The sequence below is a fragment of the Chthoniobacterales bacterium genome, from assembly GCA_018883245.1.
Lineage (GTDB): Bacteria > Verrucomicrobiota > Verrucomicrobiia > Chthoniobacterales > JACTMZ01 > JACTMZ01.
Genome location: VEQL01000003.1, coordinates 55,728 through 81,221, shown reverse-complemented (window position 1 = coordinate 81,221; position 25,494 = coordinate 55,728). Strand labels below are relative to the sequence as shown.

The following is a 25,494-nucleotide window of genomic DNA, read 5'->3' as shown; positions in this document are numbered from 1 at the left end:
TCAGTTCACCACAGTCACCGGGGTCCCGTGCGAGACGTTGGCAAAAAAGATTTCCGCCATGCGCTCCGGCATGCGAATGCATCCGTGCGAAGCGGGAAATCCCGGCAGGAAACCGGCATGCATCCCCACCCCGCCGGCGAATCTCATGAAATAAGGCATCGGCGCACCGCGGAAAGAAGTGCCCGGAGGCTTCGGGTCCTTCTTCACCCCGACATTGGAAACGACAACAGTGCCGGAGCCGTCCACGTAATCGCCGTAAAGGTTGGAAACGTGGTCTTTGTTTTTTTGGACGATCTTGAAGTTGCCCGACGGCGTGGAAAAGCCCTCGCGGCCGGAAGAAATCATCGAGATCCCCACGAGCTTGCCGCCCTTGTAAAAAAAGGCCTTTTGTTCCCCGAGATCGATGGTGATGGACGGCGCGCCCGGCACACCGTCACCGTCCCAGTAGGAAACCGTGTCTGCGATGCCGACGTTCGACGGCTTGGAAACAACCTGCCCGCCGGAAGTGAGGTATTGGGTGCTGGAACTGGTGAGCCGGCGGTCGTAAGAGGCGCAACCGCCGAGCGCGCCCGCGAGCACGGCCAAGAGCAAAGCTGTCCGGATGACACTCATCAAAAACGCGTGAATAAAGCCGTGCTACGCGTTGCGGTCAAATCGAAATCCGCCCCGTAAACTTCAGCGGGGCAGCAAAATCGCCTCCGCCACGCTGTCGGGCCTCCCGGGAACGAACGCGATCGCGGTGTAACTCCGCCCCGCCGCCATGTCGCGCGTCGGCAGCGACGCCTCGTATTCGACTTTCTCGCCCGGATTCACCATGAGAGTGCTCGGAACCGGGGAAAGGGGCTGGTCCTCGGACCAGAGAAAGATTTGCCGCCCGTCCGGAGCACGCACCGCAAACTCGACCCGTTGTCCGGTCGGAAAATCCAAACGCAGAGTCCGCCGGCCGGTATTCACAACGGAATACACCGCTTCGATCTCCCTGCGTTCGGCCAAGGAAAAATCGGCCGGCTGCACGGCAAGGCGCGTTTGCAGCTCGCCGCGGGCTATGTCCGCGCCGGCAACGCGACCGGAGCGCGGGGCACAACCCCACGCCAAGGCGACCGCCAGGACAACGGCAAACCGGAACGCGAGCATGGCAGGGATTAAAACGCGCGCGAACCGCAGTTGCAATTCCCTCGCACCCTCGTTTAGGTGGAAGAATGCAACGCATCATCCTCATTGCAGCCGCCGCTGCCGCGCTTTTCTGCACGGGAGGCGCCAAAAAACCGGTCCTCGATCTGCGGATTCACACTGAAGGCATCGCGGCCGAGGCCCCGACCTTCGCTTTCCCTGCCAATCTGCTGGATGGGCGGGAGGTTTATCTTGCGCGCATGCCGCTCATCACGCAACGCGAGGTCCGCTCCGTGTATCCCTTCGCGGCCAAGGACGGATCCCAGGGCGTTTATCTGAAGCTCGACAGCCACGGCACCGGACTTCTGCAGCAACACACGATGGTGAAACAGGGCGGAATCCTCGTTGTTTTGCTCAACGGCAAGCAGATCAGCAACCTTCTCGTGGACAAACCGGTCACCGACGGCATCGTTTGCATCCCGCACGGTCTCGGCGAGGAAGAGATCGCCATCCTTACCACGGCGCTCCCGGTTCTCGGCGAGGAAGGCAAGAAGCGCCGATGATCCGGCGCGCCTTCTCAGCGGCCGCGGGCGCGGTTCTCGTCGCTTCGACGGCGGGCGCATTCCAACCCGTGCTGCCGACAGAAAACGACGCCCTTTTTCGCGGCACGCCGGAGGAATTCTACATGTTCACCGACCGCGACTTCGAGGGGCGCAAGTCGCACCCTTGGCAGGGGGGCACCTACGGCTTCAGCCGGGGGCCCGAGCGCATCGGCGGAAAAGTCGTCGGGACGAAGTTCCACGAGGGAATCGATATCGCGCCGGTGCGCCGCGACGTCGCGGGCGAACCGCTCGACGATGTGCGGTCGATCGAGGACGGCCGGGTGGTCCACGCCAGCAACGAGTCGCGGGACTCGAACTACGGCAAATACGTTGTTGTCGAACACATCGTGCACGACTCCCCTGTTTACAGCATCTACGCACATCTCGCCTCGTCCGACGTCGCACCCGGACAGCGCGTGGCCAAGGGCGACCGCCTCGGGCGACTCGGCTACACCGGGGCGGGGATCGACCGCAGGCGCGCCCATTTGCATCTGGAAATCGCGCTGCTCTGGCACGACGGCTTCGAGTCGTGGCACGAGGCCAATTTCCCGGAGCCGAACAAGCACGGGCTTTACAACGGTATCAACTTCATGGGCCTGGACGCTGCCTCGTTTTACCGCAGCCAGCGCAAAACTCCCGGCCTCACGCTCGGGGAGTTCATCCGCAGCCGGGACGCGTTTTTCCGAGTTCAATTCCCCGACTCGCCCGACTTCCAGCTTCCGCGCCGCTACCCGTGGCTGGTTTCCGGCCGCCAGGAAGGTGCGCGCTCGTGGATCGTGTCCTTCACGGCGGAAGGCTTGCCCACGGAAATCAAGCCCTCCGGGCAAACTGTCACCGCGCCGGCCATTGTCTGGGCCAAGCCTTCGTCGTTGCCATACGACAAGGCGACGCGTTCGCTGCTCGACGGACCGCCGGGCGCCCCGCGTTTGGGAAAGTCCGGCGAAAAGCTCGCGCAGCTTCTTGCATGGAACCCATCCCTCGGCACGGGTGCGGACCGCGCTCCTTAACGCGGCTTGTCAGCACCGTCCCGCCTCCGTAAGCTCCGGCAACAATGAGCGACCGGAGCCATTACGCTTACGACTCGAAAATCGAGGGGAATATCATCTTCACCCAGCTCGATACCGCCATCAACTGGATGCGCAGCAATTCCCTCTGGCCCATGCCGATGGGTCTCGCGTGTTGCGCCATCGAAATGATGGCCACCGCCGCCGCGCGCTTCGACATGGCGCGCTTCGGCGCCGAAGTGATGCGTTTCTCGCCGAGGCAGTCGGATGTCATGATCGTGGCCGGCACGGTGACCTACAAAATGGCCCTCGCCGTGAAGCGCATCTACGAGCAAATGGCCGATCCGAAATGGGTCATCGCCATGGGAGCGTGCGCCTCGAGCGGAGGCATGTATCGCAGCTACGCCGTCCTGCAAGGCATCGATCACCTCATTCCGGTGGACGTTTACGTTTCCGGCTGCCCCCCGCGCCCGGAGGCACTCCTCGACGGGTTGATGCGCCTGCAGAAAAAAATCATGGGCGAGCAGTCCTTCCTCGCGCAGAAAAAAGAATTTCTCGCCTCGGTTTGAGAATGACACCCGCCGAACTCAGCGACGTCCTTTCTTCGCGCTTCGCGGAGTCGATCACCGGAAAAACCGAATTCCGCGGCGAGCTGACGCTGACGCTCAGGCCGGACGCGATCCATGCCGTCTGCGCTTTCTGCAAGGACGAACTCGGGTTCGATCTGCTCCTCGACATTTCCAGCGTGGACCATTTCGAGCACGAACCCCGCTACGAAGTGGTTTACGAGCTATACTCTCTCGCCGGACGGACGCACCTGCGGCTTAAAACCACCGCTGTTGCCGAGGAGCCTTGCGTTCGCACGGTCTGCGACCTTTGGCCGACCGCGAATTGGCACGAACGCGAGGTGTGGGACATGATGGGCATCAAGTTTGACGGACATCCCGACCTGCGCCGCATCCTTATGTGGGAGGGCTACCCGTTCCATCCGCTGCGCAAGGACTTCCCGCTCGAGGGCAAATTCAGCGACGTGCCCGATGTCGCCTTCACCGAACCCGCCCCGCTAGCCGGCGGACCGTTCGTCACGGCGTCGGTCGATGGCACCACCGAAGTCCGCGAACCGCGCGCGCGCCGGGCGGGGGACGCTCCGCCCGACCGGGCATTCCAAGCGGAACCTTGATCTCCACCCGGGAAAAACTCGCCGAGTTCACCGGACAACTCGCGCGCCACAAGACCATCGGGCTCGATACCGAGGCCGACAGCCTGCACAGCTACCGGGAAAAAATCTGCCTCGTGCAGGTCTCGTCGCCCGACGGCGTATGGCTCGTGGATCCGCTGGCGGACGGCACAGACCTCTCGGATTTCTATGCCTCTCTCGCGCGCCACACCCTCGTCATCCACGGCGCCGACTATGATCTGCGCCTTCTCGGACGCCACGGATCGTTCGACGCGCGCGACATTTTCGACACTTCGATCGCGGCACGTTTTGCCGGCCTCGAACAGATCGGCTACGCGGCGCTCGTGCAGAAGTATTTCGGCGTGGCGCTCTGCAAGGCGTCGCAACGCGCGGACTGGGGGCGCCGCCCGCTGCCCCCGCGCATGGAAGAATACGCGCTGAACGACGTGCGGTATCTCCTGCCACTGGCGGAAATCCTGGAAAACCGTCTCCGCGAACTCGGACGCTGGAAATGGTATCTGCAATCGCGCGACGCCATGGTCCAAAGCGCACGCGAACCGCGCGAGCGCGACCCCGAGAGCGCATGGCGCATCAACGGCAGCAGCAAACTTTCACCGCGCGAATCCGCCGTCCTTCGCGCCCTCTGGCATTGGCGCGAGTCCGAGGCCAGTGCCTGGGATCGCCCGACGTTCCACGTCATTTCCAACGACCGCCTGATCGATGCCGCCCGCAATGCGGTTGCCGGACACAAAGTGGAGGCCCACCGCATGCCCCCGGCGCGCTACGCCCGGTTCAGGGAAACCCTGCGTTCCGCCCTCGATCTTCCCGAAAGCGAATGGCCCGTCTTCGAGCGCGAGCGCAAGCCGCGCCCCAGCAACGCCGCCTGCCGTCTTTTCGAGCAACTGCGGGAAAAGCGCGACACCGTGGCCAGACAACTCGCGATCGACCCCGCACTTATCGCCTCGAGAATGACTCTGATGTCGGTCGCCCAACAGAACGGCGCCCGCCTTCTGCCGTGGCAGCGCGAGCTTCTGCAAATCGATGAGCCCGTCGGCCGTTGAAAATATACGTCGAGCTCTGGCCGAGGACCTCGGCTCGGGCGACATCACGTCCGAGTGCTTCATTCCGCACGACCACACATCGACCGCCAACATCATCGCCAAAGAAAGCGCAATCCTCGCCGGCAACGTGGTGGCGGCCGAAGTCTTCCGCTTGGTCGATCCCGACACAAAGATCGGAGAGGCGAAGCACGATGGGCAACGCATCGGGCCGGGCGACATCGTTCTCACCGCCCGCGGCCCGACCCGGGCTCTTCTGGCCGCCGAACGCACGGCACTGAATTTCCTGCAACGCCTCAGCGGGATCGCCACGCTGACACGCGCCTTCGTTGATGCGGTAGCCGGAACCGGAGCAGTCATTCTCGACACGCGCAAAACCACACCCGGACTCCGCGAATTCGAGCGCCTCGCCGTCCGTTCCGGCGGGGGAACCAACCACCGCTTCGGATTGTTCGACCGGGTGCTCGCCAAGGACAATCACCTTGCCGTCACCGGCGACGCGGCCGGGCTCCAAAACGCCATCGACGAGGCAAAGAAACGACGCCCCGGCATCACGGTCGAAATCGAAGCGGACACACTCTCACAGGTCTCGATGCTCTGCGAACTTCGCGGCATCGACATCATTCTCCTCGACAACATGACCAACGACCAATTGCGCGAGGCTGTCCGGATCCGCGGCTCACGCAGGATCCTGCTCGAAGCCAGCGGCGGTGTGGGCTTGCAGACGGTGCGCTCCATCGCGGAGACCGGCATCGACTGCATATCCGTAGGCGCCCTCACCCACTCCGCGCGAGCCGTCGATTTCTCGATGGAGCTATCCCGGCCGTAGGCGTGGACGCGAACTTCCGAGACGACGCGAGCCGCATCCTTGCCTTCGCCGTCCGACCTGCTTAATTGGCTTCTTAGCGCATGCACCCGCAAAAAGAAGCTTTGGTGCGTCTCCTCTCCGACGATGACGAGCAGACCGTGCGTCTGGTCAAGGAGCAGCTTGTCCTTGATGGCTCCGGGAATCTTGATGACCTCCGCGACCTGGCGTCGTGTGATGACCCGGCCGCCGCGCTGCACGCCCGCGACGTCCTCCACGAGGTCGTGCAGAACGAGGCCCTCGCACGCTTTGAACACCTCTGCGCGCACTTCACCGACCAGTCCGACCTTGAAGAAGCGGCATGGCTCTTGTCGGCCGCCATGATGCGCGGCGTCGAGCTTGCGCCCTACCGTCAGCGCATCGGCGCTTGGGGGGCCGAACTACGCCGGCGCTTGCGGCGCGCCGATTCGGACCGCCAACGCGTGGAAATGATGGCCGCCTTCCTTGGAGGCGAACTTCTTTTCGGCGGGAACACGGACGACTACTACAACGAATGCAACTCGCTGCTGCCTTGCGTCCTGGATTCGCGCAAGGGCATACCGATCACGCTCACGCTGGTTTACATGCTCGTCGGCCAGCAAGCCGGGGCGCCGGTGGAAGGCATCAACCTTCCGGGGCACTTTCTCGCCCGTCACGGGGAAGTCATGTTTGACCCGTTCCACCACGGGCGCATTCTCGGGCGCGGCGACTGCGAGGAAATCCTGCGCCGGCAGAGTCAGCGCCTGGAGGATTGGCATCTGGCTGCGACCGGACCGAGGCAAATTCTCACCCGCATCCTCGCCAATCTCCTTTACGTGTCGCACCACAAGGGTGACGGCGCCAAATACGCACTGCTCAAACATTGGAGCCGTCTTCTCGTCCACACCTGATGCAAGCCGAAGTCATCAACACCGGTTCCGAACTCCTTCTGGGATTGGTCACGAACACGCACCTTGGTTACTTGGCGGGCGAGCTGGAACCATACGGGATCACAATCGCGCGCCAAGTGTGCGTCCCCGACGGACCACCCATTCGCGATGCCTTGGACTCCGCCCTCGATCGCGCGGACCTCGTTTTCGCGACCGGCGGGCTTGGACCGACGACGGACGACATCACGCGCGAGGCGGCAGCGGAACTGCTCGGCTTGCCGCTACTGCCCGACGAACACATTTTATCGGGGATCCGCGAACGTTTCGCACGGCGCGGACTTCCCATGGCCGACCGTGTCGCCCGCCAAGCCATGGTTCCCGTCGGCGCGGAAATCCTGCCGAATCCCCACGGCACGGCGCCGGGGCTTTACTTTTCACCGTCCGTCCTCGGCGGGCGCAAAGCGCGGCACCTGCTCCTTCTTCCCGGACCGCCACGCGAACTGCGACCCATGGTGAACGACCACGTGCTGCCAAAGTTGCGATCCGTTCTGCCGCCGTCGTCCTTGCGCGAGCGCAGGATCTACCGCCTGACGGGCATCGGCGAGAGCCAAGTCGAGGAACGCATCGGGAAAGAACTCGAAGAGCGCGGCGACTTGGAGGTCGGCTACTGCGCGCGTCCGTCGGAGGTGGATTTCCGCCTCATCGGGCCGCCGGATATCATCGCGTCGGTCGATTCGCGGGTGCGCACGGCCATGGGAGAATGGATCTATTCGGACGGCGAACCGCTGGAAAACGCGGTTGTCGGTCTGCTGCGTGAAAGGAAGCTCACGCTCGCCCTCGCCGAGTCGTGCACCGGCGGCACCTTGGCCGGACGCATCACCAACGTGCCGGGCGCATCGGAAGTGTTTCTTGCCGGTTATGTGACCTATTCCAACAAAGAGAAGCAACGCGCCCTCGGGGTGCCGCATGATCTTATTGAAGCCCACGGGGCGGTGAGCGAACCGGTCGCGGTTGCCATGGCCGAAGGCGCACGGCGCATTTCCGGAGCCGACGCGGCGCTATCCACCACCGGCATCGCCGGACCGGGGGGCGGCAGCGAAACCAAGCCTGTCGGCACAGTGTTTGTCGCTCTCGCAGCCAAAGGACATGAGACTGTCGTGCGCCGTTGTTACTTCCCGCTCGATCGCGCGACCTTCAAGCACATGGCCACCAGCGCGGCACTCGATCTCCTTCGACGGCATGTGCTCGCTCTTCCCCTCAATCTCGGCGGAGGCTCTTCCTCGCCGAGGCTGGGCTGACACGCACGAATCGACCGGACTCTATTTCTTGCTGAACTCGAGATGGTCCTTGTCGAGGTCGGCAACGATGGAATCGCCCTCGCCGAAGGCACCGTCCAAAATCGCCGAGCTGAGCGGGTTCAGGATTTCCTGCTGGATCACGCGCTTGAGTGGACGCGCTCCATAGGCCGGATCGTAGCCTTCCTTGGCCAGGAATTTCCTGGCTTTGTCCGTGAGCGTCAGCCGGATGTTCTGCTGGTCGAGACGCTTGAGCAGCCGCTTGAGCTGGATATCGACAATGCTCGCGATTTCTTTGTCCGTGAGGCGGTCGAAAATGATCGTTTCATCGATGCGGTTGAGAAACTCGGGACGGAAGTGACCACGCAGCGCTTCCATCACGCGGCGGTTGCGCTCATCGACCGGCAGATCTTCCATGATGTATTGGCTGCCGATGTTGGAAGTCATGATGATCACGGTGTTCTTGAAATCCACCGTGCGCCCTTGGCCGTCGGTGATGCGACCGTCGTCGAGAACCTGCAGTAGAACGTTGAACACATCGCCGTGCGCTTTTTCCACCTCGTCGAAGAGGACGACGGAATAAGGATGGCGACGGACGGCCTCGGTCAGCTGGCCACCCTCGTCGTATCCGACGTAACCCGGGGGGGCGCCGATAAGGCGCGCGACGGTGTGCTTCTCCATGTATTCGCTCATGTCCAAACGGACGATGGAGTTCTCGTTGTCGAAAAGGAATTCCGCCAGAGCTTTGCAAAGCTCGGTTTTTCCGACACCGGTGGGTCCGAGGAACATGAATGACCCGATGGGGCGGTTCTCGTCCTGCAAGCCCGCTCGCGCGCGGCGCACGGCGTTTGAGACCGACTTGATCGCCTGCGTCTGGCCGACCACACGCTCCATGAGGCGCTCCTCCATTTTGACGAGTTTTTGTCTTTCGCCTTCCTGCAGGCGGGAGACGGGAATGCCGGTCCAAGTGGATACGACTTTCGCCACATCGTCCTCGGTGACTTCCTCGCGCAGGAGCTGACCGCCGCCTTCCTTGGCGAGCTTTTTGTTGTGCGCCTCGAGCTTCGCCGTGAGTTCGGGAATTTTGCCGTATTGAATCTCGCTCGCTTTGGCGTAATCGCCTTGGCGCTGGGCCATTTCGAGCTGGTTCTTGAGATCCTCGACCTGCTCGGCGAGCTTGCGCGACTCGGTGACTTGCTTCTTCTCGTTCTGCCACTGGGCTTTGAGCTTCGAGCCCTGTTCCTTGAGGTCGGCGAGTTCTTTTTCCAACTTCGCCAGGCGCTCCTTGCTGGCGGAATCCTTTTCCTTCTTCAGCGCGGTGCGTTCCATCTCGCCCTGCATGATCTCCCGCTCGAGCTTGTCGAGTTCCGTGGGCATCGAGTCCAACTCGATCTTCAGGCGCGAAGCGGCCTCGTCGATGAGGTCGACCGCCTTGTCGGGCAGGAAGCGGTCGCTGATGTAGCGGTCGCTGAGCACGGCCGCACCGACCAGGGCGCTGTCCTGGATGCGAACCCCGTGGTGAACCTCGTAGCGCTCCTTCAATCCGCGCAGGATCGCGATGGTATCCTCGACGCTCGGTTCGTTCACCATCACCGGCTGAAAGCGGCGCTCGAGGGCGGCATCTTTTTCGATGTATTTTCGGTATTCATCGAGCGTCGTCGCCCCGATGGTGCGCAGCTCTCCACGAGCCAACTGCGGCTTGAGCATGTTTGACGCGTCGGCCGATCCCTCGGCCGCCCCCGCACCCACGATGGTGTGAAGCTCGTCGATAAAGAGGATGATCTGCCCTTCCGAGGATGTGACCTCTTTGAGGAATGCCTTGAGCCGCTCTTCGAATTCTCCGCGGAATTTCGCGCCGGCAATCATCGCCCCGATGTCCATGGCGATGATCTTTTTGTTCTTCAGCGAATCCGGCACATCCCCGCTCACAATCCGCCGCGCCAGACCCTCGACAATCGCCGTCTTGCCCACGCCGGGCTCGCCGATGAGAACCGGGTTGTTCTTCGTCCGCCGCGAGAGCACTTGCATGGTCCGGCGGATTTCCTCGTCGCGTCCGATGACAGGGTCGATTTTCCCTCTTTTGGCGAGGTCCGTCAGATCGCGCCCGTATTTTTGCAACGCCTGGTATTTTTCCTCGGGGTTCTGGTCGGTCACACGCTGAGATCCGCGCACCTCGACCAACGCCTGCATCAACTTGTCGTGGGTCGCGCCGTCCTCACGAAGCAACTTGCCCGCCGTGTCCGAGGCTTGGGAGAGGGCGAGAAGGTAATGTTCGGCGCTGAGATATTCGTCCTTGAGCTTCGCCATCACGGCTTCGGCCGCCTCCAGGGTTTTGCGCAAGTCGTTCCCGATATGGGGCTGCCCGACCGCACCGGAAATCTTGGGCCGGCGGGCCAGTTCCGCGTTCAGTTGTTCGCGCAACCGCGCCACCGAAACCCCGACCTTTTGCAGCAGGGGCACAGCGACACCCTCCGACTGTTCGAGAAGGGCGAGAAGGAACTGCTCGTTGCCGATTTCCTGCTGGTGAAGTTTGCCGGTCAGATCGGCGGAAGCGTTGAGCGCCTCCTGCATTTTCTGGGTGAAGCGGTCGGGTCTCATGCAGCCCGGAGGCTAGCACTATTTCAAACGGATACGCATCCGAATAAATGCTGGGATGTCGAGGTCCTGCCCGTCGACCATGGTCGGATCGAGGTCTTTGAAGCGCCCGCGCATGGCTTGGTCGAGAGGCAACTCTTCCTGGGTCTGGCCGGCCGCGGTGCGCTTGCCTGTCTTGCTTTTGCCCCGGGCGGGTTTTCCAGTTTTGCCGGCAGCATCGTCCGGAAACGCGTTTTCCTCATCCTGCGTCAACGCCTCCCCGATTTCCTCGCCGCCCATCATTCCGGAAGACTTTGTCCCGGCAAGAATGGTCACACCGAGCGTGTCGCCCGCACGGGGATCGGTGCCGACACCGAGAAAGATCTGCGCCGAGTCATCGGCGTGGCGGGAAAGATGACGCAGAACGGATTGGACTTCCGCCAAGCGCAAACCGGCGTCTCCCGTGACATGCACCAGCACATGATCGGGACCCGACAGCGTCCTGCCGTTGCCCAGCAATGGACTGCGCAGCGCTTGCTCGACCGCTTCGCGCGCACGATCGGAGCCCGACGCCTCGCCATGACCGAAATGGCATCGCACCTCGGCACCGCGGAACATTTGCAGGAGTTCATCGGGGCCGACGCGCAGCACTGCGGGAAGCCCGAGCATGCGGCCGAGGGCACGCACGGTTTGGACGAGGATTTGCGATGCGGCATCGAACGCTTGCGTGACCGTGGCGTCGTCCGGCGCAGATTCGGACATGCGATCGTTCTCGAAGCAAAGAACCGCCGCACAGTGGAGTCCCAATCGGCCGAGCGCCGCGCGGGCCTGCCCGGTGCGCTGAGCACCCTCCAAAGTGAACGGCAGTGTCGCAAGGCCGAAGACGAGGGCTCCCGCCTTCTTGGCTTCCTCCGCCACGACGGCCGCGGCGCCGGACCCCGTGCCACCGCCCAAACCCGCGACAACAAGAACCACCTCCGCACCGCTGCACTCGCCGCGTATTTCCTCGATGCTCTCGCGGGCGGCGGCTGCACCCAGCGAAGGGTCGCCGCCGGTGCCGAGACCCTTGGCGGCCTCGCGCCCGAGCTGCACCTTGCGCGGCGCAGCGGAGGCCAGCAGCACCTGCGCATCGGTGTGCATGGCGACAAGATCGGAGTCCGGAGCCTCGCGCGAAAGTTTCTCCAGCAAGGCCACCCCGGCTCCGCCGACCCCGATCACTTTGAACGAAGTCACGGGCGCGAACGGTTCCGCCACGCTGCCGCTGCTGCCGAGGGAGATCATAGTCCGGGGATGAATTTGCCCAACTTGCTGCGAAGGCGGTCGAAGATGGAAATATCATCGAGCGCGTCCTGCGCGGCCTGCGCGAAGAGCACCAGCCCCACGGCCGTGCTGAAACGCGGGCTCTCGAACAACATCCCGGGGCCCAGGAAAGGCCGGGGCGTGGCCACGCGCGCCGGCACGCCGAAAACCTCGGACGCCAGCGCGGCAAGACCCTTGAGTTCGGCCGTTCCGCCGGTGAGAAAAATTCCAGCGCCGAGGAACTGGGCCTGACGGTCGAAACTGAGCCGCCTTTTCAGCAGCGTGAAAAGTTCGCGCACCCGTGCTTCGGCCACGGCGTTGAGATTCCGACGCTCGATCTCTCCTCCGGAATAGGTGGGGTCCTCCATCTCGATCGTGCCGCGCGCCTGCGTCGCGCCCGGGGAGACGTCGGCGTGCTCGACCTTGATTTTTTCCGCCCACTTGGTCGGCACACGCAGGCCGATGGCGATGTCGTTGGTGATGTGGTCGCCGCCCACGGCGAGAACGCCGCTCTGGCGCACGGCACCGTCGCGGAACAGGATGTAGTCGGTCGTGCCGCCGCCGATGTCGATGACCAGCGCCCCGAGTTCGCGCGAGGACTCGTCGAGCACAGCATGGGCCGAAGCCACGGCGCTGGTGACGACATTGACCACGCGCAGATTCGCCTCGTGGATGCAGCGCAGGTTGTTTTGGATGCGCGTCTTCGTCCCGTGGACGATATGGTATTCCGCCTCGAGCCGCCGGCCGATCATGCCGAGGGGACTCGCCACGCCCTCCTGCCCGTCCACGTAGTAGCGCTGGATGATCGTGTGCAGGAAGACATTCCCCGCGGGGATGTTCACATCGCGCGCGCTCTGCTCCACCTCGTAGATGTCCTCCTCCTCGATCTCGTCGCGATCCTCGGGGATCTGGATCCCTCCGCGGTTGTTCAGGCTGTCCACGTGGGACCCGGTCACCGCCGCCACCACGTTGGTGATTTCACGGTCGGCCTTCTCCTCCGCCTCGGACACCGCATCGCTCAGGCAAAGAGTGATCTTGCCGATATCGACAATCTCGCCTTTGCGCACCCCGCGGGAGGGCGCTTCACCGCTGCCGATGATGCGAAGCAGACCGTCACTGCGCGTCTCGGCGATGACCGCCGCGACCTTCGTCGTTCCGATTTCCAATCCGACATGGAGATTTGTGCGTGCCATGGTCAGGACTTCTTTTTCTTTGGCGCCGGGGCGGGAGCCGGTTCCGGCGCGGGCGGCGGATCATCGCGGAATGTCACCGGCGTGTTGCGCGACGGAATGAGGTTGGCGGTCGCGATCTTACGGGATGACTGGCCGACGTGCATGAGGATGAACCGGAGCCGGTCGAGCTGCGCGGACAAGTCGTCCAGACCGAAGGTGTAACGCGTCTGGGGATCGTCCCACGCAAGAATGCACCATCCCTTGCCCACGTCGGCGGCGCGCAGGCTCACCTGGGGATCGGCGCGCTCGGCCACACGGTCGAAAAGCTCGACGGCCGCGCGCAGTTCGCGAAGCTCGACACGGTCGCCCGGTTTCCATTGTTCCGTCGGAATGCCGTAGATCACCGGAAGACCCGCCTGCGCGGGCTCGAAACCTTCCGGTTTCATCATGACGCCGTCCCGGTCGATCAGGCGCGAAGTCTCCATGGCAGATGGATCTTCACCCGTGTCCTTGGGCGCGATCCACGCCACCGGCTTGCGGGCGTCGATATCGATGACCACCTTGTCCGGCAGCATCCGCTCGACACGGGCGTCCTTGATTTTCGGCACCGCGGCCAGCGTCCTCTGGGCGGCCTCGAGATCGAGCGAGAAGACATTCACGCCCTCGCGTATACCCGTCATTGCCAGCGCCTCCTCGCGTGTCATAACGCCATCGGTGTCAACCTCGACAACCCGCACGTTGTAGCGGTCGTTGCCGTGAAATTGCCACTGGATGAGCGCACGCACGCCGAGCCATGCAAAAGCAAGCAGACCGGCGACCACCACGGCCTCGCCAGCGTAAAGGACGATCTTCTGGTTCCTGCGCCGGCGCTCGGTCTCGGCCGTGGCCGTCACTTCGAGCAGGTGCTGCCGTCTTTTCTTGCGGACGGGGCGGCGCGAGCGGGCAGTTCGACGGCGGAGGATGCTCATGGACGAAGCGGAAAACGTTTCAGCGACAGGCAGGCAATCTCCTCGCAAAGTTCGAGGAAGCCGAGACCGGCAGCGGCGGCTGCTTTGGGCAGAAGACTGGTCTCGGTCATGCCCGGAATTGTATTGGCCTCGAGAACGCAGGGCGAGCCATCGGCGCGAAGCAGGATATCCACGCGCGAATAGACCTCGAGGCCGAGCGCGCGGTGCGCGGCAAGGGCCGCCTCCTGCACCCTACGCGTCGTCATGGCGTCGAGCGGGGCCGGGCAAAAATACTCGGACGCGCCCTTGGTGTATTTGTGGGCATAGTCGTAGAAGCCTTCAAGCGGCCGGATCTCGACAACCGCCATGGACCGGTCACCCACCACGCCCACCGTGAGTTCGCGGCCCTCGACGAATTCCTCGACGAGGATTTCTTTGTCGAGCGTGGCGCAATCCGCCAGCGCCGGGGCGAGTTGGCCTTCGTCACGGACGATATGCACGCCGACGCTTGAACCCTCGCGCGGCGCTTTGACCACCAGCGGCACGGGCAGCGTCGGACGCGCACCTGCGGGGATTATTTCCCAGCGCGCGGTCGGAACGCCTGCTCGCTCGAAGATCTTCTTGCTTTCTTTTTTGTCGAAAGCGACGCGGCTGCCCGCGGCACCCTCGCCCGTGTAGGGAATTCCTTTGGCATCGAGCAAGGACTGCAACTGCCCGTCCTCGCCGAACGTGCCGTGGACCATGTTCACGCAAAGGCCGGTGTCCGGCGGCAACACAAAGTCGGTCCCGGCGATTTCCAGCGGCGTGACACGGTAGCCGCCCCGCCGCAGGGCATCCGACACGGCATTGCCCGAGCGCAAAGAAACCTCGCGCTCCGAACCCGGTCCGCCCATGAGCACGACGAGATGAAGATCCGCGAGCTCCGTTCTCACGAAGGCTCCTCCCCGATGATCTGCACCTCGGTCTCAAGTCTTACGCCGTGATGTTTGAGCACCTCGGCTCTCACCTGCTCAACAAGCGCAAGGACTTCGGAAGCGGTCGCGCCGCCCTCGTTCAGGATGAAGTTGGCGTGGACATCGGATACGCGCGCCGCGCCGACGCGGAGATTTTTGAGACCCGCCGAATCGATAAGCTGCCCCGCTTTGCCGCCTTCGGGATTGCGGAACACGCAACCCGCGCTCGCGCCGGCGGGCTGCGACGACTTGCGCTTGGCCGCGTAATCGCGCGTTCGGGCTTCGACTTCGGGGGAAGGAGCAGGCGTGCCGCGGAAAACAGCGGAAAGCGCATAGTTTGTGCGCAGAAGCGGCACGCTGCGGTAATGAACTTCGAAATCGCGCGGCGATCGCTCGAAAATATTCCCCTCCTGGTCGGCATAGCGCAGCAGAGTCACCTGGTCGAACGCCTCGACCCCCATCGCCCCGGCATTCATGCGCAGGCATCCACCCACGTCCCCCGGGATCCCTTCCATCCACTCGAAGCCGGCGAGACCCGCGGCGACAGCCGCGCCGCTCAGGGCTTTGAGTCTCACGCCCACGCCTGCACGGATTGTGTGACCCTCGGTCGAGAATTCCCCGAACACGCCGCGGCGCAGCCGCACCACCACACCGCGCAAGCCACCGTCCCGGACGACGAGATTCGAACCGCGTCCGATCACCATGAAAGGCAGACCTTGTTCGTGCGCGGTGCGGGCCAATTCGCAGAACCCCTCCTCCGTCTCCGGTTCAAGCCAGAACTGCGCGGGACCACCGACCCTCATGGTCGTGTGCTTGGCCATCGGTTCATACAACCGGGCAATGCCGGGCCCCATGGCCGCTCGCAACTTTTCCAGCATCGCCAAGTCTCTGGCAAGGGCCGCAGCCTGCTCGTGGATGTTGCCGGCTCCGAGCGTGACGAGCAGGTCCCCCGCATGCAGCAAGTGGCCGGCTTCGATGCCGGCCCGCTGGCGCGAGGCAAAATACGACGTATGCGCGCAACCCGCCGATCGCGCCGCCTCGGCCACCAACCCTCCGTCGACACCGGGAATCGGGGGCTCGCTGGCAGGATAAATTTCGGTCACCACCACGGCATCGGCTTCGGCCAGCGCACGACCGAACTCGTCTTTGAGCGCCAGGGTGCGCGTGTAGCGGTGCGGCTGGAAGAGCAAAATGACGCGCTTGCGCCCTGCCCCGCGTGCGGTCCGGATGACCGCCGCGATCTCCGTCGGATGATGACCGTAATCATCGACGATCAGGTAGTCATCGGAAGAATACACCACTTCGAAGCGCCGGCGCGCACCGCGGAACCCCTCCAGCGCCGCGACGCATTTTCCGAGATCCAGACCGAGTTCGGTCGCAAGGGCGAGCACGGCCGTGGCGTTGAGCGCGTTGTGCTCGCCGGGGACATTGAGAGTGACGCGCGCCAACTCTTTTCCTTCGCGACAGAAACTGAACTTCGAACCGAAGACGGCACCCTCGAAGCCCGCATAGGCATAAGCGCCCGTGCGGCCGTAGGACACCGTGCGCGGGCGACCGGAACAAACCCGCGAGGCGCCGGCGTCGTCGGCGCAGAAGAAGATTTTTCCCGTCGTCTGGTCGAGGAGCTTGGAGAAAGCCGCGTCGATCGCCGCGATGTCGGCGTAATGGTCGAGATGCTCCGGTTCGATATTCAGGACGATGGCGTGCTCGGGATGGTAGCCGGTGATGGTGCCGTCGCTCTCGTCTCCCTCGGCCACGAAATACTCGCCGCCCGCGTCCCATCGCGCATTCGTGCCGAGGATCGGGATCTCTGCACCGACATAATGCGAAGGGTGCGCCCCGGCCGCCCGGAGAACATGCGCGGCCATGGCCGAGACGGTCGTCTTGCCGTGCATGCCGCAGACAAGAATTCCCTTTTTGCCGAGCATGAGAGCGGCCAGTGCTTCCGCGCGACGGACCATCGGTTTGCCCAGACGCGACGCCGCGTCATAGGCCGGATTGCCGGGCCGGATCGCCGAGGAATAAATGACCAACTGCGCATCGGCGACGTCCTCTGCCCGCTGCGGCGTCCGAAAATCCAACCCGAGGGTCTGCAAGCGCTTCACCTCGACCGAGTCCACCTTGTCGGATCCGCTGACTTTGTGTCCCAAGGCGAGCAAAAGCGCCGCGATCCCGCTCATCCCCGATCCGGCGACGCCGATGAGGTGGATGCGCCGCGGCGACCCGTGCAATTGCTCGGCCAGTTCCTGCGTTGTCATTCCCGCACTCCAGTCAGCACCCCGGCCACCCGGGCCGCCGCATCGCGCGGGGCCAGACCCTTGGCTGCCGTTGCCATGTTGGACAAAATCGAGGGCGACTCCAGCAAAGACAGAATCAGCGCGGCAAACTCCTCCGGCGTTGTGCCCGTTTCCTCGGTCACGCGCGCCGCACCGGCCCGCACGAAGATCCCGGCGTTCAAACGCTGGTGGTCCTCGGCGGCATGCGGATAGGGAATGAGAACCGACGGCAATCCGAACCACGACAATTCGCCGAGGCTCGCGGCGCCGGAGCGGGATATGACAAGGTCCGCCGCGGCATAAACATCCTGCATACGGTCGCAAAACGGCAACACGACGGCGGGAATACCGGCTTGGCGGTAAGCGTCCTCCACGGCGGGCGCCTCGCGCTCCCCGGCGAGGTGAATGACCTGCAGTTTTTTGTCTGTCATGTTCGGGGCGGCGCGTGTCACCAGCGCGTTGATGCCGGAGGCTCCCTGGCTGCCGCCCATCACAAGCAGCGTCGGCTTTCCGGCGTCCAACCCCAGCCGCTGTCTGGCCTCTTCGCGCGTCGGGACATTTTCGCCCAGCTCGCGGCGGATAGGCGTCCCCGTGACGCGTGTTTTGCCGGCCGGAAAGTGCCGCGCACAATCATCGAATCCGAGCAGCACCGCGCGGCAAAATCGCGCGGCAAGACGGTTGGCCTTGCCGGGAATCGCGTTCGACTCGTGCAGGAAAGCCGGTATGCCCCGCCGCCGCGCCGCAATGAGCGGCGCGATGCTGGTGAATCCACCCATCCCCAAAACCGCGTCCGGCGGATCCGCACCAAAGATCGCCCCGCACTTTTTGAAGCTCGCGCGCAGACGGCTCAGGAAGGCGACGAGCGCGGGCGAAAACAACGAAGGCAGCCCGATGGACGGCAGTTTTTCGCTCGGCAGATCGGGATGGTTTCGCAGGGCGCGCTGATCGACCTGTTTTTCGGAGACAAGCAGCAGGACGTCGTGCCCGCCCGCGCGCAGGACCTCCGCCACCGCCAACCCGGGAAACAAATGACCGCCCGTTCCGCCGCAAGCGATGACGAATTTCATGGATCAGAAACGGACCGCGAGGCTGGTGGCCGGGACGGCACGCGCGCGGGTTTTCGGCACACGCCGGCCTTGGCGGTGGATATTCAGCAGCATGCCGACGAGCAGCATGGAGACGGCGAGGTTGCTCCCGCCGTAGCTGATGAACGGCAGCGGCATGCCCTTGTTCGGCAAAAGCGACGTGGTCACACCGATGTTTATCGCCGCCTGCAGACTGATGATGATCGTGATACCGAAACCCAGGAGCATGCCGAAACGGTCGCGCGCGTTCATCGCGATGAGCGCCCCGGCCAGGAGCATGAGCAGGAAACAAAACACGGTGAGCAACGTGAACCGCAGCCCCAGTTCCTCGCCGATCATGGGAAAAATGAAATCCGTGTGGGCATAAGGAAGGTAGAGCATTTTCTGCCTCCCGTTCCCGAGTCCGAGCCCCTCGACCCCGCCCGCACCGAACGCGAGCATCGCCTGCCATTGCTGCAGGCCCTCGGTGAGTCGGTATTTCTCTGGATCGAGAAACGCCAGCAGGCGCCCCATGCGCTCCTCGATGTTCAACACCGCATAAACCAGTCCGCACAAGCCGGCCCCGAGCAAAGGCAGGAGCCAGCGCAGGCCGGTGCCGGCAACGAACATCACGGCGAGCGTTGTCGCGCCGATCAACGCGGTGGCGCCGAGATCCACCTCGATGACGATCAGAGCCATGATCGCCCCGGCCACGGCCAGAGGGATGACGAACCCGCGCCAGAACTCCGCCGAACGCTCCTCGTTGCGATGATACCACCACGCGAGAAAAAGCAGCACCGCGACTTTGCCCAGTTCGCTCGGCTGGAAGGTGGCGAAACCGAGATTCACCCACCGATGGGCGCCGTTGATCTTCATCCCCACACCCGGGACGAAGCACAGCACCAGCATGACAGCGGCAATCCCATAGAGCCACGGCCAGGCACGCGCCCACATGCGATAATCGACCACTGCGGCACCCACCAAGGCCACGCCGCCGATCGCGAGCCACATGGCTTGTCGCTTGACGAAGTAATACATGTCGCCCCGGCTGTCCTGCGCGTAGGCCCCCGTGCTGAAAAGCATGACGATACCGATCGCCGTGAGGCTCAGCATCGACAGGATCAGAACGTAGGCCGTGCGCCGGGGCATGGGTCGTCAGTTCGCTTTGGGCGGAGCTTTGAGCACTTGGCCGATCTGCAATTTTGTCGGGTCGTCGATACCGTTGGCCTTGAGCAAGTCCTGGTAGCGCACGCCGAGTTTCTTCGCGATGGTGTAAGGGTTGTCCCCCTTCGCCACCTTGTAAGTCCCGGATGCCGCGGCCGCCTTGGTCTCGACCTTGGGCGCGGTCTTGGACTGCAAGGCTTCGGCGGACTTCACCGCTGTCTTGGCCGGGGCCGCGACGGCAGATGCGGAAACGACCGGCGTTGTTTGTTCGGCGGCAGGCGCGACGGTGGACGCGGCGGCGATGGCGGGTCCGCCCGTCGGCACATTCGAAACTACGGCCGGCAGCGGTTCGTCCGCATCATCGCTCGTGAGGCGTGCGCTGGGCACCATTTCCGCTGAGGGCGCGGCGGCAACGGCGGATGCGGACGGTGCAGTCGCAGGCTGGGATTTCGCGGATGCCGCGCCTCCGGACACTTTCGAGATCTTATCGGTAATATTCACCAGAAGGTCGCCACTCTTCTGCACTTTGATCTTGTTGAAGGCGTAAATACCCCCGACCGCGACGACGTGCAGAATCAGCACGACCATGAAGGCGTGGGACAGCTTCATGTTGGGTTCGGCTTCGTAGTATTCCTCGTCCGCTCCGCGCATGGCACGCGCCGCCGTGGCGCGCACCACTTTGCGGCCGCGGGACTTGGCCGTCAGTTTGCTGAACAATGGTATTCTCATGATTGTGGTGTGGTTGTGTTGGTTTGGATCAGGCGGGTGAATTGTTTGAAAAGATCGCCGCGTTCCTCGTAGCTGCGGAACATGTCGAACGATGAAGTGCCGGGCGAAAAAAGGACGGTGTCGCCGGCGCGGGCGAGGCTGCGAGCCTTGGCGACAGCAGCTACCAGGGTCGGCTCGCAGTGGCAGGCGCAGGCGGCAGCCCAGTCGCGCGCGATGGACTCGCGCATTTCGCCGATCAGAACGGCATCGTGAACACGCTGTTTCACCACCGTTGCCAAGGGTGCGAAGTCGAAACCTTTGTTTTTGCCCCCCGCGATGAGGACGACACCACCGGTTTGCCCCTGCAGGGCGCGGGAGAGCGCATCGAGGTTGGTCGATTTGGAGTCGTTCACCCATGTGACACCGTCAATGTCGCGCACGAATTCGCAGCGGTGCGGCGGCGGATCGTAAGCGCGAGCACCCGGAAGCATGGCGCCGAGATCCACCCCGAGGCAGGCGCCCGCGGCGAGTGCCGCCATGAGATTCTCCGCATTGTGCGGGCCGCGAAGTTTTGTCTCGCTCAAAGCGATGACCGGTTTGCCGCGGTGCAAAATTTCCCCGCCTCCCGACAACGTGAAGTCGGCCCCGACGTCCGGCGCGGCGGTGAACGTGACACGCCGCGCACGCAGGGCGGGCAACTCTTCGCGTGCGTTGGTCACCGCGAAATCATCCCCCGTTTGGCGCTCGAAAATGCGCAGTTTCGCCGCGCGGTAGGAATCGACATCCGGGTAGCGGTCCAGATGGTTTGCGCTGAAGTTTGTCCAGACCGCCACCCGGGGACGAAAAGTGTCCGTGGTTTCAAGTTGGAAGGAGCTGATCTCCACCACCGCCGCGTCGAGAGCGGTGCTGCGCGCGGCCACCTCGCTGAAAGGAAGGCCGATGTTGCCGCAAGCCTCGACCTGCAGCCCGGCCGCCGCGAGGAGAGCCGCGGTGAGCCCGGTTGTCGTGGTCTTCCCGTTGGTCCCCGTGATGGCCACCACGGGGCAGCGGCAGCTGCGGAAGGCCAACTCGATCTCCCCGATCAACGGAACACCGGCCTCGACAGGTCTCCGCGCGAGCGGCACCGCGGGATCGATCCCCGGGCTGAGAACCGCGAAGTCAAAGTCCATCGCGCAGCGCAACGCGTCGTCCCCCAAAACGACACGCGCGCCGCGCGAGGAAAGTTTTCCGGCCGACGCCCCGCGCGGGGCCGGGTCTCCGGAGTCGAGCACGGTCACCGTCGCACCGCGTTCGAGCAGAAGGCTGGCGGCCGCCTCCCCGCTGCGCCCCAAGCCGAGCACCAGCGCGCGTTTTCCGTTGTAGTCCTCGTCGTTCACCGGAGTTTGAGAGTTGCCAGCCCGAGAAGGGCGAAAATCACCGAGAGGATCCAGAACCGCACGATCACCGTGCTCTCTTTCCACCCGCTCAGTTCGAAGTGATGATGCAAGGGCGACATCTTGAAGATGCGCTTGCCTGTCAATTTGAAGCTCGCGACTTGGAGAATCACCGAGCCGGCCTCGAGCACGAACACGCCGCCGATGAGCGCGAGGAGCAACTCTTGCTTGGCCGCGATGGCCACCACACCGAGCAAACCCCCGATGGCGAGTGATCCCGTGTCGCCCATGAACACGCGCGCCGGGTGGCAATTCCACCAAAGGAAACCAAGCGCCGCACCAACCAGCGCGAGACAAACGACCGCGAGTTCCCCCGAAAACGGCACGTAGGGAATCTGCAGATACTGGGCGATCTTGTGATGTCCGGCGGCGTAGGTGAGGACGGCAAACCCGAAAGCCACCGTCGCCGTGCAACCGGCGGCGAGACCGTCGAGACCGTCGGTGAGGTTCACCGCGTTCGACGAACCGACAATGACAAGCAGGTAAAAGACGAGGGCCACAATGAAGGTGAAGATGAAAGGGAAAGCCACGCGCAGATGGACAACAGGCTCCTTGGAGAACGGGACGTAAAGATCCCAAGGCATGTCGTTGAGCCAAAGCGCGAAGAGGAAATAGCCGGTGATGAAAACGGCGAGCACGCACTGGAGCGCGAACTTGAGTCGGCTGCTGATGCCGTCCGAAGACTTTTTCGTCACCTTGAGGTAGTCATCGATGAAACCGACGGTGCCGAGGTAGATGACCGAGAACAGCGCGAGCCAGACGAGCGTGTTGGTCGGACGCGCCCAGAGCAGCGTCGAAATGAGGATCGCGCCGAGCAGCAGAACGCCGCCCATGGTGGGCGTTCCGGCCTTGGCGCCGTGCAGCTCGTGCAGGCGGTGAACCTCGTCCTGCGAGCGGATCGGTTGACCGAGCTTGAGCGACACCAGATGGCGGATCACCCAGTTCCCGAAGAAAAGACTCAGCAGGAACGCCGTCACCCCGGCCGCCACCGCCCGGAACGTGATGTATTGGAAAACGTTGAAGGCCTTCAGGAACTCCGAGTCGAGCCCGATGCCGTAGTCGTGCAGGATATGGAGGTAGTAAAGCATCAGGAAAACTCCTCCAAAACCCGTTCCATGCGCGCCGCGCGGCTACCCTTGATGACAACCGCGTCGCCCGGACGCGCGAGATCGCGCAGCAAGCGCGCGGCCTCCGAAGTGTCGGAAGCGCGGCGCACTTCGCGCGCCCCGGCCGACTCGGCCTCCTCGGCCATGACTCCCGTTTCCGGCCCAACGGCGATGAGAATGTCGATCGTGCCCGCGGCCGTCCGGCCCACGCGCCGGTAACCTTCCTCCGCGTAGGAACCGAGTTCGCCCATCCGCCCAAGCACGGCAAAGCGTTTGCCTCCGCCGGGCAAACCGCGCAGCGCGTGCAACGCGGCCTCCATCGAATCCGGGTTGGCATTGTAACTGTCGTCGAGAACGGTGACACCCCGCACATCGAGGCAAGCCAGACGACGCGCGGACAGCTTGGTCGAGGCAAGGCCGGACGCACATTCGCGGAGACTCAGCCCCAGCTCGAGTCCGGCCGCCACGGCCAACAACGCGTTGCGCACCATGTGCTCGCCGAAAACCGGAAGATGCGCCGCGACGCGCTCTTTTCCGGAAACAAGTTCGAAATCGAGGCCGTTCGCCGCGGGACGGAGACTCTCCGCGCTCAGGCGCCCGTCCGCCCCCGCGAGAACGACCCGCGCTTTCGTCCGGGCGCAGATCGTTGCCGTGAAGTCGTCATCGCAAGGCATCGCGAGCACGGCGTCCGGACCCAAGGCCTCGGCCAGTGCGCCTTTTTCCCGCGCGATCGCTTCGCGCGACCCGAGAAATTCGATGTGTGCCACGCCCACGTTGGTGATGATGCCGATGTCCGGGCGCGCCAACCGCGCCAGCGCGGCGATCTCCCCTTCGTGATTCATGCCGATCTCCCACACCGCAACCTCGTCGGTTGTTTTGGCGGTCAGGATCGTCAGCGGCAGGCCGAGGTGGTTGTTCAAGTTGCCCTCGGTCTTGTTGACGGCGAAACGCGTGGCAGCAACGGAAGCCGTGAAATCTTTCGTGCTGGTTTTTCCGTTGCTTCCGGTGATGCAGATGACACGTGCGTGCAGACGGTCGCGATGCCACGCGGCAAGGCGGGTCAGCGCATCCTGGGTGTCATCCACAAGAACGAGGGGCAGGTGCGCCGGCCATCCGGCAGGCTCGCGCCCGACCACGGCAGCCGCCGCCCCGGCCGCCGCCGCGGCTGACGCGAAGTCGTGGCCGTCGTGGTTTTCGCCCTGCAAAGCCCAATAAAGGCTCCCGGGGGCGATGGTGCGCGAATCTTTCGATATGCAGTCCACCGCACGGTTCCCATCCCCGCGCAAAAGTTTGCCGCCGCAGGCCCCTGCAATGAGTTGAATCGGTGTCGGATCCATCACGCAGCCTTCCCCCTGATAGCCGCTGCTGATTCGGCAACGTCGTCAAACGGGACCTTGCGGTCGGCAAATTCCTGGTAGTCCTCGTGCCCTTTGCCCGCGATGAGCACAATGTCACCCGGGCCCGCCATGGCCACAGCCCGGCGGATGGCTGCGCGGCGGTCGGTCACCACCTCGTGGTTGTTTCCGCGCAGGGCCGCGGTGATTTCGCGGCAAATGGCCTCGGGATCCTCGCTGCGCGGGTTGTCGGAGGTGACGATGCACCAGTCGGAAAGCTCTTCCGCGGCACGCCCCATCGGCCCGCGCTTGGCGCGATCGCGGTCGCCCCCGCAACCGAAGACAGTGACCAGCCGCTGCGGTTCGAGTGAACGCAGGGTGCGAAGGACATTTTCCAAAGCATCCGGCGTGTGCGCGTAATCGACGAACACGCGGAACGACTTGGGCCCTTGGACCATTTCGAGGCGCCCCGGAACCTGCGGAGCGCTCTTCAAGGCATCGACCGACTTGCGAACGTCGTGCCCCAACGCCTGCATGGCCGCGAGTGCTGCAAGAGAGTTGTAAACGTTGAAGGAACCGAACAGGGGAAGCCGGACGAGAAAACTCCTCCCTCCCGCTTCCAGCGTGTAGCGGGTCCCGTGCAAGTCCGTGCGCAGATCGGTCGCGCGGAACATCGCGTTCGACGATTGGCCGTAGGTGATTGCCTCCACGGCTTCGCCCGACTCGTCGAGCAGCCGCCGGCCGTGGCGGTCGTCGATGTTGAGCACGGCCTTTCCGCGCTTCTGCTTCTGCGCCGCGAGTTGCGCGAAAAGGCGGCTCTTGGCGCGGAAGTATTCCTCCATCGTCCCGTGGTAATCGAGATGGTCCTGCGTGAGATTGGTGAATACCGCCGCGTCGAACTCGACCCCGCGCACGCGTCCCTGGTCTAGCGCATGGCTGGAGACTTCCATGACGGCAGCGCGGCAGTTGACGTCGCGCATCTCCCGCATGAGACGCTGCACGTCATCAACCTCCGGCGTGGTGCGCGCAGCCGGAAGCTCGCGCGGCCCGATCACGTAGCGCACCGTGCCGATGAGGCCGCAAGGCCGCTCGGCCGCGTCGAGAAGATGCTTGATGAGGAAGGTCGTCGTGGTTTTGCCGTTAGTGCCGGTGACACCCGCGGTCTGCAACTGCAGCGACGGGTGGCGGTAAAAGCGCGCGGCGGCATCCGCCAGCGCAGCCCGCGGATCCGGAACGCGCAGCACGGTGGCGCGCGGAACATCGATGTCCGCGGACGTGAGCACGGCGACAGCGCCTTTTTCGACGGCCTCGAGCACGAAGCCCGCGCCGCCAGCCGCCGCTTCAGCACCGCGCCCCGGGGTGACACTTGGCAGCGCGGCAAAAAGCGACCCGGGGCCGGCGCGACGCGAGTCGTGCGTGATCGATGCGATCTCGCGATCGGGCGTCCCCGCCACCTCGAGCGATCCGGGCGGCAGAGCCGCGATGATTTTCGAGAGATTCATGCC

General features: G+C 63.9%; 23 protein-coding genes. 8 read left to right on the top strand and 15 right to left on the bottom strand.

Translation table 11 applies throughout. The annotated features are described in order from the left end of the window. Entirely contained in the window at positions 1-612 is a 612-nt protein-coding gene (locus FGM15_01825) for a hypothetical protein (protein ID MBU3664605.1), read from the bottom strand. A gap of 63 nt (positions 613-675) precedes the next feature. Beyond that, the gene (locus FGM15_01820) at positions 676-1,134 is read right to left on the bottom strand and encodes a hypothetical protein (GenBank protein ID MBU3664604.1); all 459 of its coding nucleotides are present in this window, start codon (positions 1,132-1,134) and stop codon (positions 676-678) included. Positions 1,135-1,199: 65 nt separating this feature from the next. On the opposite strand from FGM15_01820, the gene FGM15_01815 reads away from it, so the two are divergent. The 8 genes from FGM15_01815 to FGM15_01780 all read left to right on the top strand — a co-directional run bounded on the left by FGM15_01815 (position 1,200) and on the right by FGM15_01780 (position 7,962). Beyond that, positions 1,200-1,673, top strand: coding sequence for a hypothetical protein (locus FGM15_01815; protein ID MBU3664603.1), 474 nt, complete (start codon positions 1,200-1,202; stop codon positions 1,671-1,673). Beyond that, positions 1,670-2,719, top strand: coding sequence for a M23 family metallopeptidase (locus tag FGM15_01810; protein MBU3664602.1), 1,050 nt, complete (start codon positions 1,670-1,672; stop codon positions 2,717-2,719). Before FGM15_01815 ends, FGM15_01810 begins: the two co-directional genes overlap by 4 nt. A 44-nt stretch (positions 2,720-2,763) precedes the next feature. Continuing rightward, a complete protein-coding gene (locus FGM15_01805) occupies positions 2,764-3,285 on the top strand; it encodes an NADH-quinone oxidoreductase subunit B (protein MBU3664601.1) in 522 nt (173 codons plus the stop codon). 2 nt (positions 3,286-3,287) lie between these two features. Next, on the top strand, positions 3,288-3,896 hold the full coding sequence (locus tag FGM15_01800) for an NADH-quinone oxidoreductase subunit C (GenBank protein ID MBU3664600.1): 609 nt from the start codon (positions 3,288-3,290) through the stop codon (positions 3,894-3,896). Then, positions 3,683-4,954, top strand: a complete 1,272-nt coding sequence (locus FGM15_01795) for a ribonuclease D (protein MBU3664599.1) — start codon at positions 3,683-3,685, stop codon at positions 4,952-4,954. Before FGM15_01800 ends, FGM15_01795 begins: the two co-directional genes overlap by 214 nt. After that, the gene (gene nadC / locus FGM15_01790; GenBank protein ID MBU3664598.1) at positions 4,935-5,780 is read left to right on the top strand and encodes a carboxylating nicotinate-nucleotide diphosphorylase; all 846 of its coding nucleotides are present in this window, start codon (positions 4,935-4,937) and stop codon (positions 5,778-5,780) included. The genes FGM15_01795 and nadC overlap by 20 nt, the downstream gene beginning before the upstream one ends. Positions 5,781-5,860: 80 nt before the next feature. Further along, positions 5,861-6,685 (top strand): hypothetical protein, encoded by an 825-nt coding sequence (locus tag FGM15_01785; protein MBU3664597.1) that lies wholly within the window; start codon positions 5,861-5,863, stop codon positions 6,683-6,685. Then, positions 6,685-7,962 (top strand): competence/damage-inducible protein A, encoded by a 1,278-nt coding sequence (locus tag FGM15_01780; protein MBU3664596.1) that lies wholly within the window; start codon positions 6,685-6,687, stop codon positions 7,960-7,962. The genes FGM15_01785 and FGM15_01780 overlap by 1 nt, the downstream gene beginning before the upstream one ends. Positions 7,963-7,983: 21 nt before the next feature. Here the strand turns inward: FGM15_01780 and clpB are convergent, their stop codons facing one another. The 13 genes from clpB to FGM15_01715 are packed head-to-tail and all read right to left on the bottom strand — an operon-like array spanning position 7,984 to position 25,491. Further along, positions 7,984-10,557: an ATP-dependent chaperone ClpB gene (gene clpB / locus FGM15_01775; GenBank protein ID MBU3664595.1), complete on the bottom strand. Its 2,574-nt coding sequence runs from the start codon at positions 10,555-10,557 to the stop codon at positions 7,984-7,986. Positions 10,558-10,575: 18 nt separating this feature from the next. Then, positions 10,576-11,814: a hypothetical protein gene (locus FGM15_01770; protein ID MBU3664594.1), complete on the bottom strand. Its 1,239-nt coding sequence runs from the start codon at positions 11,812-11,814 to the stop codon at positions 10,576-10,578. Next, positions 11,811-13,025: a cell division protein FtsA gene (ftsA, locus tag FGM15_01765; GenBank protein MBU3664593.1), complete on the bottom strand. Its 1,215-nt coding sequence runs from the start codon at positions 13,023-13,025 to the stop codon at positions 11,811-11,813. Before ftsA ends, FGM15_01770 begins: the two co-directional genes overlap by 4 nt. A 2-nt stretch (positions 13,026-13,027) precedes the next feature. Next, complete coding sequence (locus FGM15_01760; GenBank protein MBU3664592.1) at positions 13,028-13,972, bottom strand: FtsQ-type POTRA domain-containing protein; 945 nt, start codon at positions 13,970-13,972, stop codon at positions 13,028-13,030. After that, on the bottom strand, positions 13,969-14,844 hold the full coding sequence (locus FGM15_01755) for a D-alanine--D-alanine ligase (GenBank protein ID MBU3664591.1): 876 nt from the start codon (positions 14,842-14,844) through the stop codon (positions 13,969-13,971). Before FGM15_01755 ends, FGM15_01760 begins: the two co-directional genes overlap by 4 nt. Before the next feature lie 35 nt (positions 14,845-14,879). Next, positions 14,880-17,162 carry a UDP-N-acetylmuramate--L-alanine ligase gene (gene murC, locus FGM15_01750; GenBank protein ID MBU3664590.1) on the bottom strand — a complete coding sequence of 761 codons (2,283 nt, stop codon included), beginning with the start codon at positions 17,160-17,162 and terminating at the stop codon, positions 14,880-14,882. Continuing rightward, positions 17,159-18,247, bottom strand: coding sequence for an undecaprenyldiphospho-muramoylpentapeptide beta-N-acetylglucosaminyltransferase (murG, locus tag FGM15_01745; GenBank protein ID MBU3664589.1), 1,089 nt, complete (start codon positions 18,245-18,247; stop codon positions 17,159-17,161). The genes murC and murG overlap by 4 nt, the downstream gene beginning before the upstream one ends. A 3-nt stretch (positions 18,248-18,250) precedes the next feature. Further along, positions 18,251-19,393, bottom strand: coding sequence for a putative lipid II flippase FtsW (ftsW, locus tag FGM15_01740; GenBank protein MBU3664588.1), 1,143 nt, complete (start codon positions 19,391-19,393; stop codon positions 18,251-18,253). Between the two features lie 6 nt (positions 19,394-19,399). Beyond that, positions 19,400-20,137: a LysM peptidoglycan-binding domain-containing protein gene (locus FGM15_01735; GenBank protein MBU3664587.1), complete on the bottom strand. Its 738-nt coding sequence runs from the start codon at positions 20,135-20,137 to the stop codon at positions 19,400-19,402. Next, positions 20,134-21,576, bottom strand: a complete 1,443-nt coding sequence (murD, locus tag FGM15_01730; protein ID MBU3664586.1) for a UDP-N-acetylmuramoyl-L-alanine--D-glutamate ligase — start codon at positions 21,574-21,576, stop codon at positions 20,134-20,136. Before murD ends, FGM15_01735 begins: the two co-directional genes overlap by 4 nt. Then, complete coding sequence (locus tag FGM15_01725) at positions 21,489-22,637, bottom strand: phospho-N-acetylmuramoyl-pentapeptide-transferase (protein ID MBU3664585.1); 1,149 nt, start codon at positions 22,635-22,637, stop codon at positions 21,489-21,491. Before FGM15_01725 ends, murD begins: the two co-directional genes overlap by 88 nt. Continuing rightward, entirely contained in the window at positions 22,637-23,992 is a 1,356-nt protein-coding gene (gene murF, locus FGM15_01720) for a UDP-N-acetylmuramoyl-tripeptide--D-alanyl-D-alanine ligase (protein MBU3664584.1), read from the bottom strand. The genes FGM15_01725 and murF overlap by 1 nt, the downstream gene beginning before the upstream one ends. Next, entirely contained in the window at positions 23,992-25,491 is a 1,500-nt protein-coding gene (locus FGM15_01715; protein ID MBU3664583.1) for a UDP-N-acetylmuramoyl-L-alanyl-D-glutamate--2,6-diaminopimelate ligase, read from the bottom strand. Before FGM15_01715 ends, murF begins: the two co-directional genes overlap by 1 nt. Positions 25,492-25,494: the final 3 nt, after the last annotated feature.

Excerpts from the sequence above, each read along its gene's own strand:
- FGM15_01755 (MBU3664591.1), bottom strand. The coding sequence starts at position 14,844 with ATGGGCGGACCGGGTTCGGAGCGCGAGGTTTCTTTGCGCTCGGGCAAT.
- murF (MBU3664584.1), bottom strand. The coding sequence starts at position 23,992 with ATGGATCCGACACCGATTCAACTCATTGCAGGGGCCTGCGGCGGCAAA.
- FGM15_01760 (MBU3664592.1), bottom strand. The coding sequence starts at position 13,972 with ATGAGCATCCTCCGCCGTCGAACTGCCCGCTCGCGCCGCCCCGTCCGC.
- nadC (MBU3664598.1), top strand. The coding sequence starts at position 4,935 with ATGAGCCCGTCGGCCGTTGAAAATATACGTCGAGCTCTGGCCGAGGAC.
- FGM15_01810 (MBU3664602.1), top strand. The coding sequence starts at position 1,670 with ATGATCCGGCGCGCCTTCTCAGCGGCCGCGGGCGCGGTTCTCGTCGCT.
- FGM15_01735 (MBU3664587.1), bottom strand. The coding sequence starts at position 20,137 with ATGAGAATACCATTGTTCAGCAAACTGACGGCCAAGTCCCGCGGCCGC.
- FGM15_01785 (MBU3664597.1), top strand. The coding sequence starts at position 5,861 with ATGCACCCGCAAAAAGAAGCTTTGGTGCGTCTCCTCTCCGACGATGAC.
- ftsW (MBU3664588.1), bottom strand. The coding sequence starts at position 19,393 with ATGCCCCGGCGCACGGCCTACGTTCTGATCCTGTCGATGCTGAGCCTC.
- FGM15_01800 (MBU3664600.1), top strand. The coding sequence starts at position 3,288 with ATGACACCCGCCGAACTCAGCGACGTCCTTTCTTCGCGCTTCGCGGAG.
- FGM15_01770 (MBU3664594.1), bottom strand. The coding sequence starts at position 11,814 with ATGATCTCCCTCGGCAGCAGCGGCAGCGTGGCGGAACCGTTCGCGCCC.
- clpB (MBU3664595.1), bottom strand. The coding sequence starts at position 10,557 with ATGAGACCCGACCGCTTCACCCAGAAAATGCAGGAGGCGCTCAACGCT.
- murG (MBU3664589.1), bottom strand. The coding sequence starts at position 18,247 with ATGAAATTCGTCATCGCTTGCGGCGGAACGGGCGGTCATTTGTTTCCC.
- FGM15_01805 (MBU3664601.1), top strand. The coding sequence starts at position 2,764 with ATGAGCGACCGGAGCCATTACGCTTACGACTCGAAAATCGAGGGGAAT.
- FGM15_01825 (MBU3664605.1), bottom strand. The coding sequence starts at position 612 with ATGAGTGTCATCCGGACAGCTTTGCTCTTGGCCGTGCTCGCGGGCGCG.
- FGM15_01820 (MBU3664604.1), bottom strand. The coding sequence starts at position 1,134 with ATGCTCGCGTTCCGGTTTGCCGTTGTCCTGGCGGTCGCCTTGGCGTGG.
- FGM15_01725 (MBU3664585.1), bottom strand. The coding sequence starts at position 22,637 with ATGCTTTACTACCTCCATATCCTGCACGACTACGGCATCGGGCTCGAC.
- FGM15_01815 (MBU3664603.1), top strand. The coding sequence starts at position 1,200 with ATGCAACGCATCATCCTCATTGCAGCCGCCGCTGCCGCGCTTTTCTGC.
- FGM15_01715 (MBU3664583.1), bottom strand. The coding sequence starts at position 25,491 with ATGAATCTCTCGAAAATCATCGCGGCTCTGCCGCCCGGATCGCTCGAG.
- ftsA (MBU3664593.1), bottom strand. The coding sequence starts at position 13,025 with ATGGCACGCACAAATCTCCATGTCGGATTGGAAATCGGAACGACGAAG.
- FGM15_01780 (MBU3664596.1), top strand. The coding sequence starts at position 6,685 with ATGCAAGCCGAAGTCATCAACACCGGTTCCGAACTCCTTCTGGGATTG.
- murC (MBU3664590.1), bottom strand. The coding sequence starts at position 17,162 with ATGACAACGCAGGAACTGGCCGAGCAATTGCACGGGTCGCCGCGGCGC.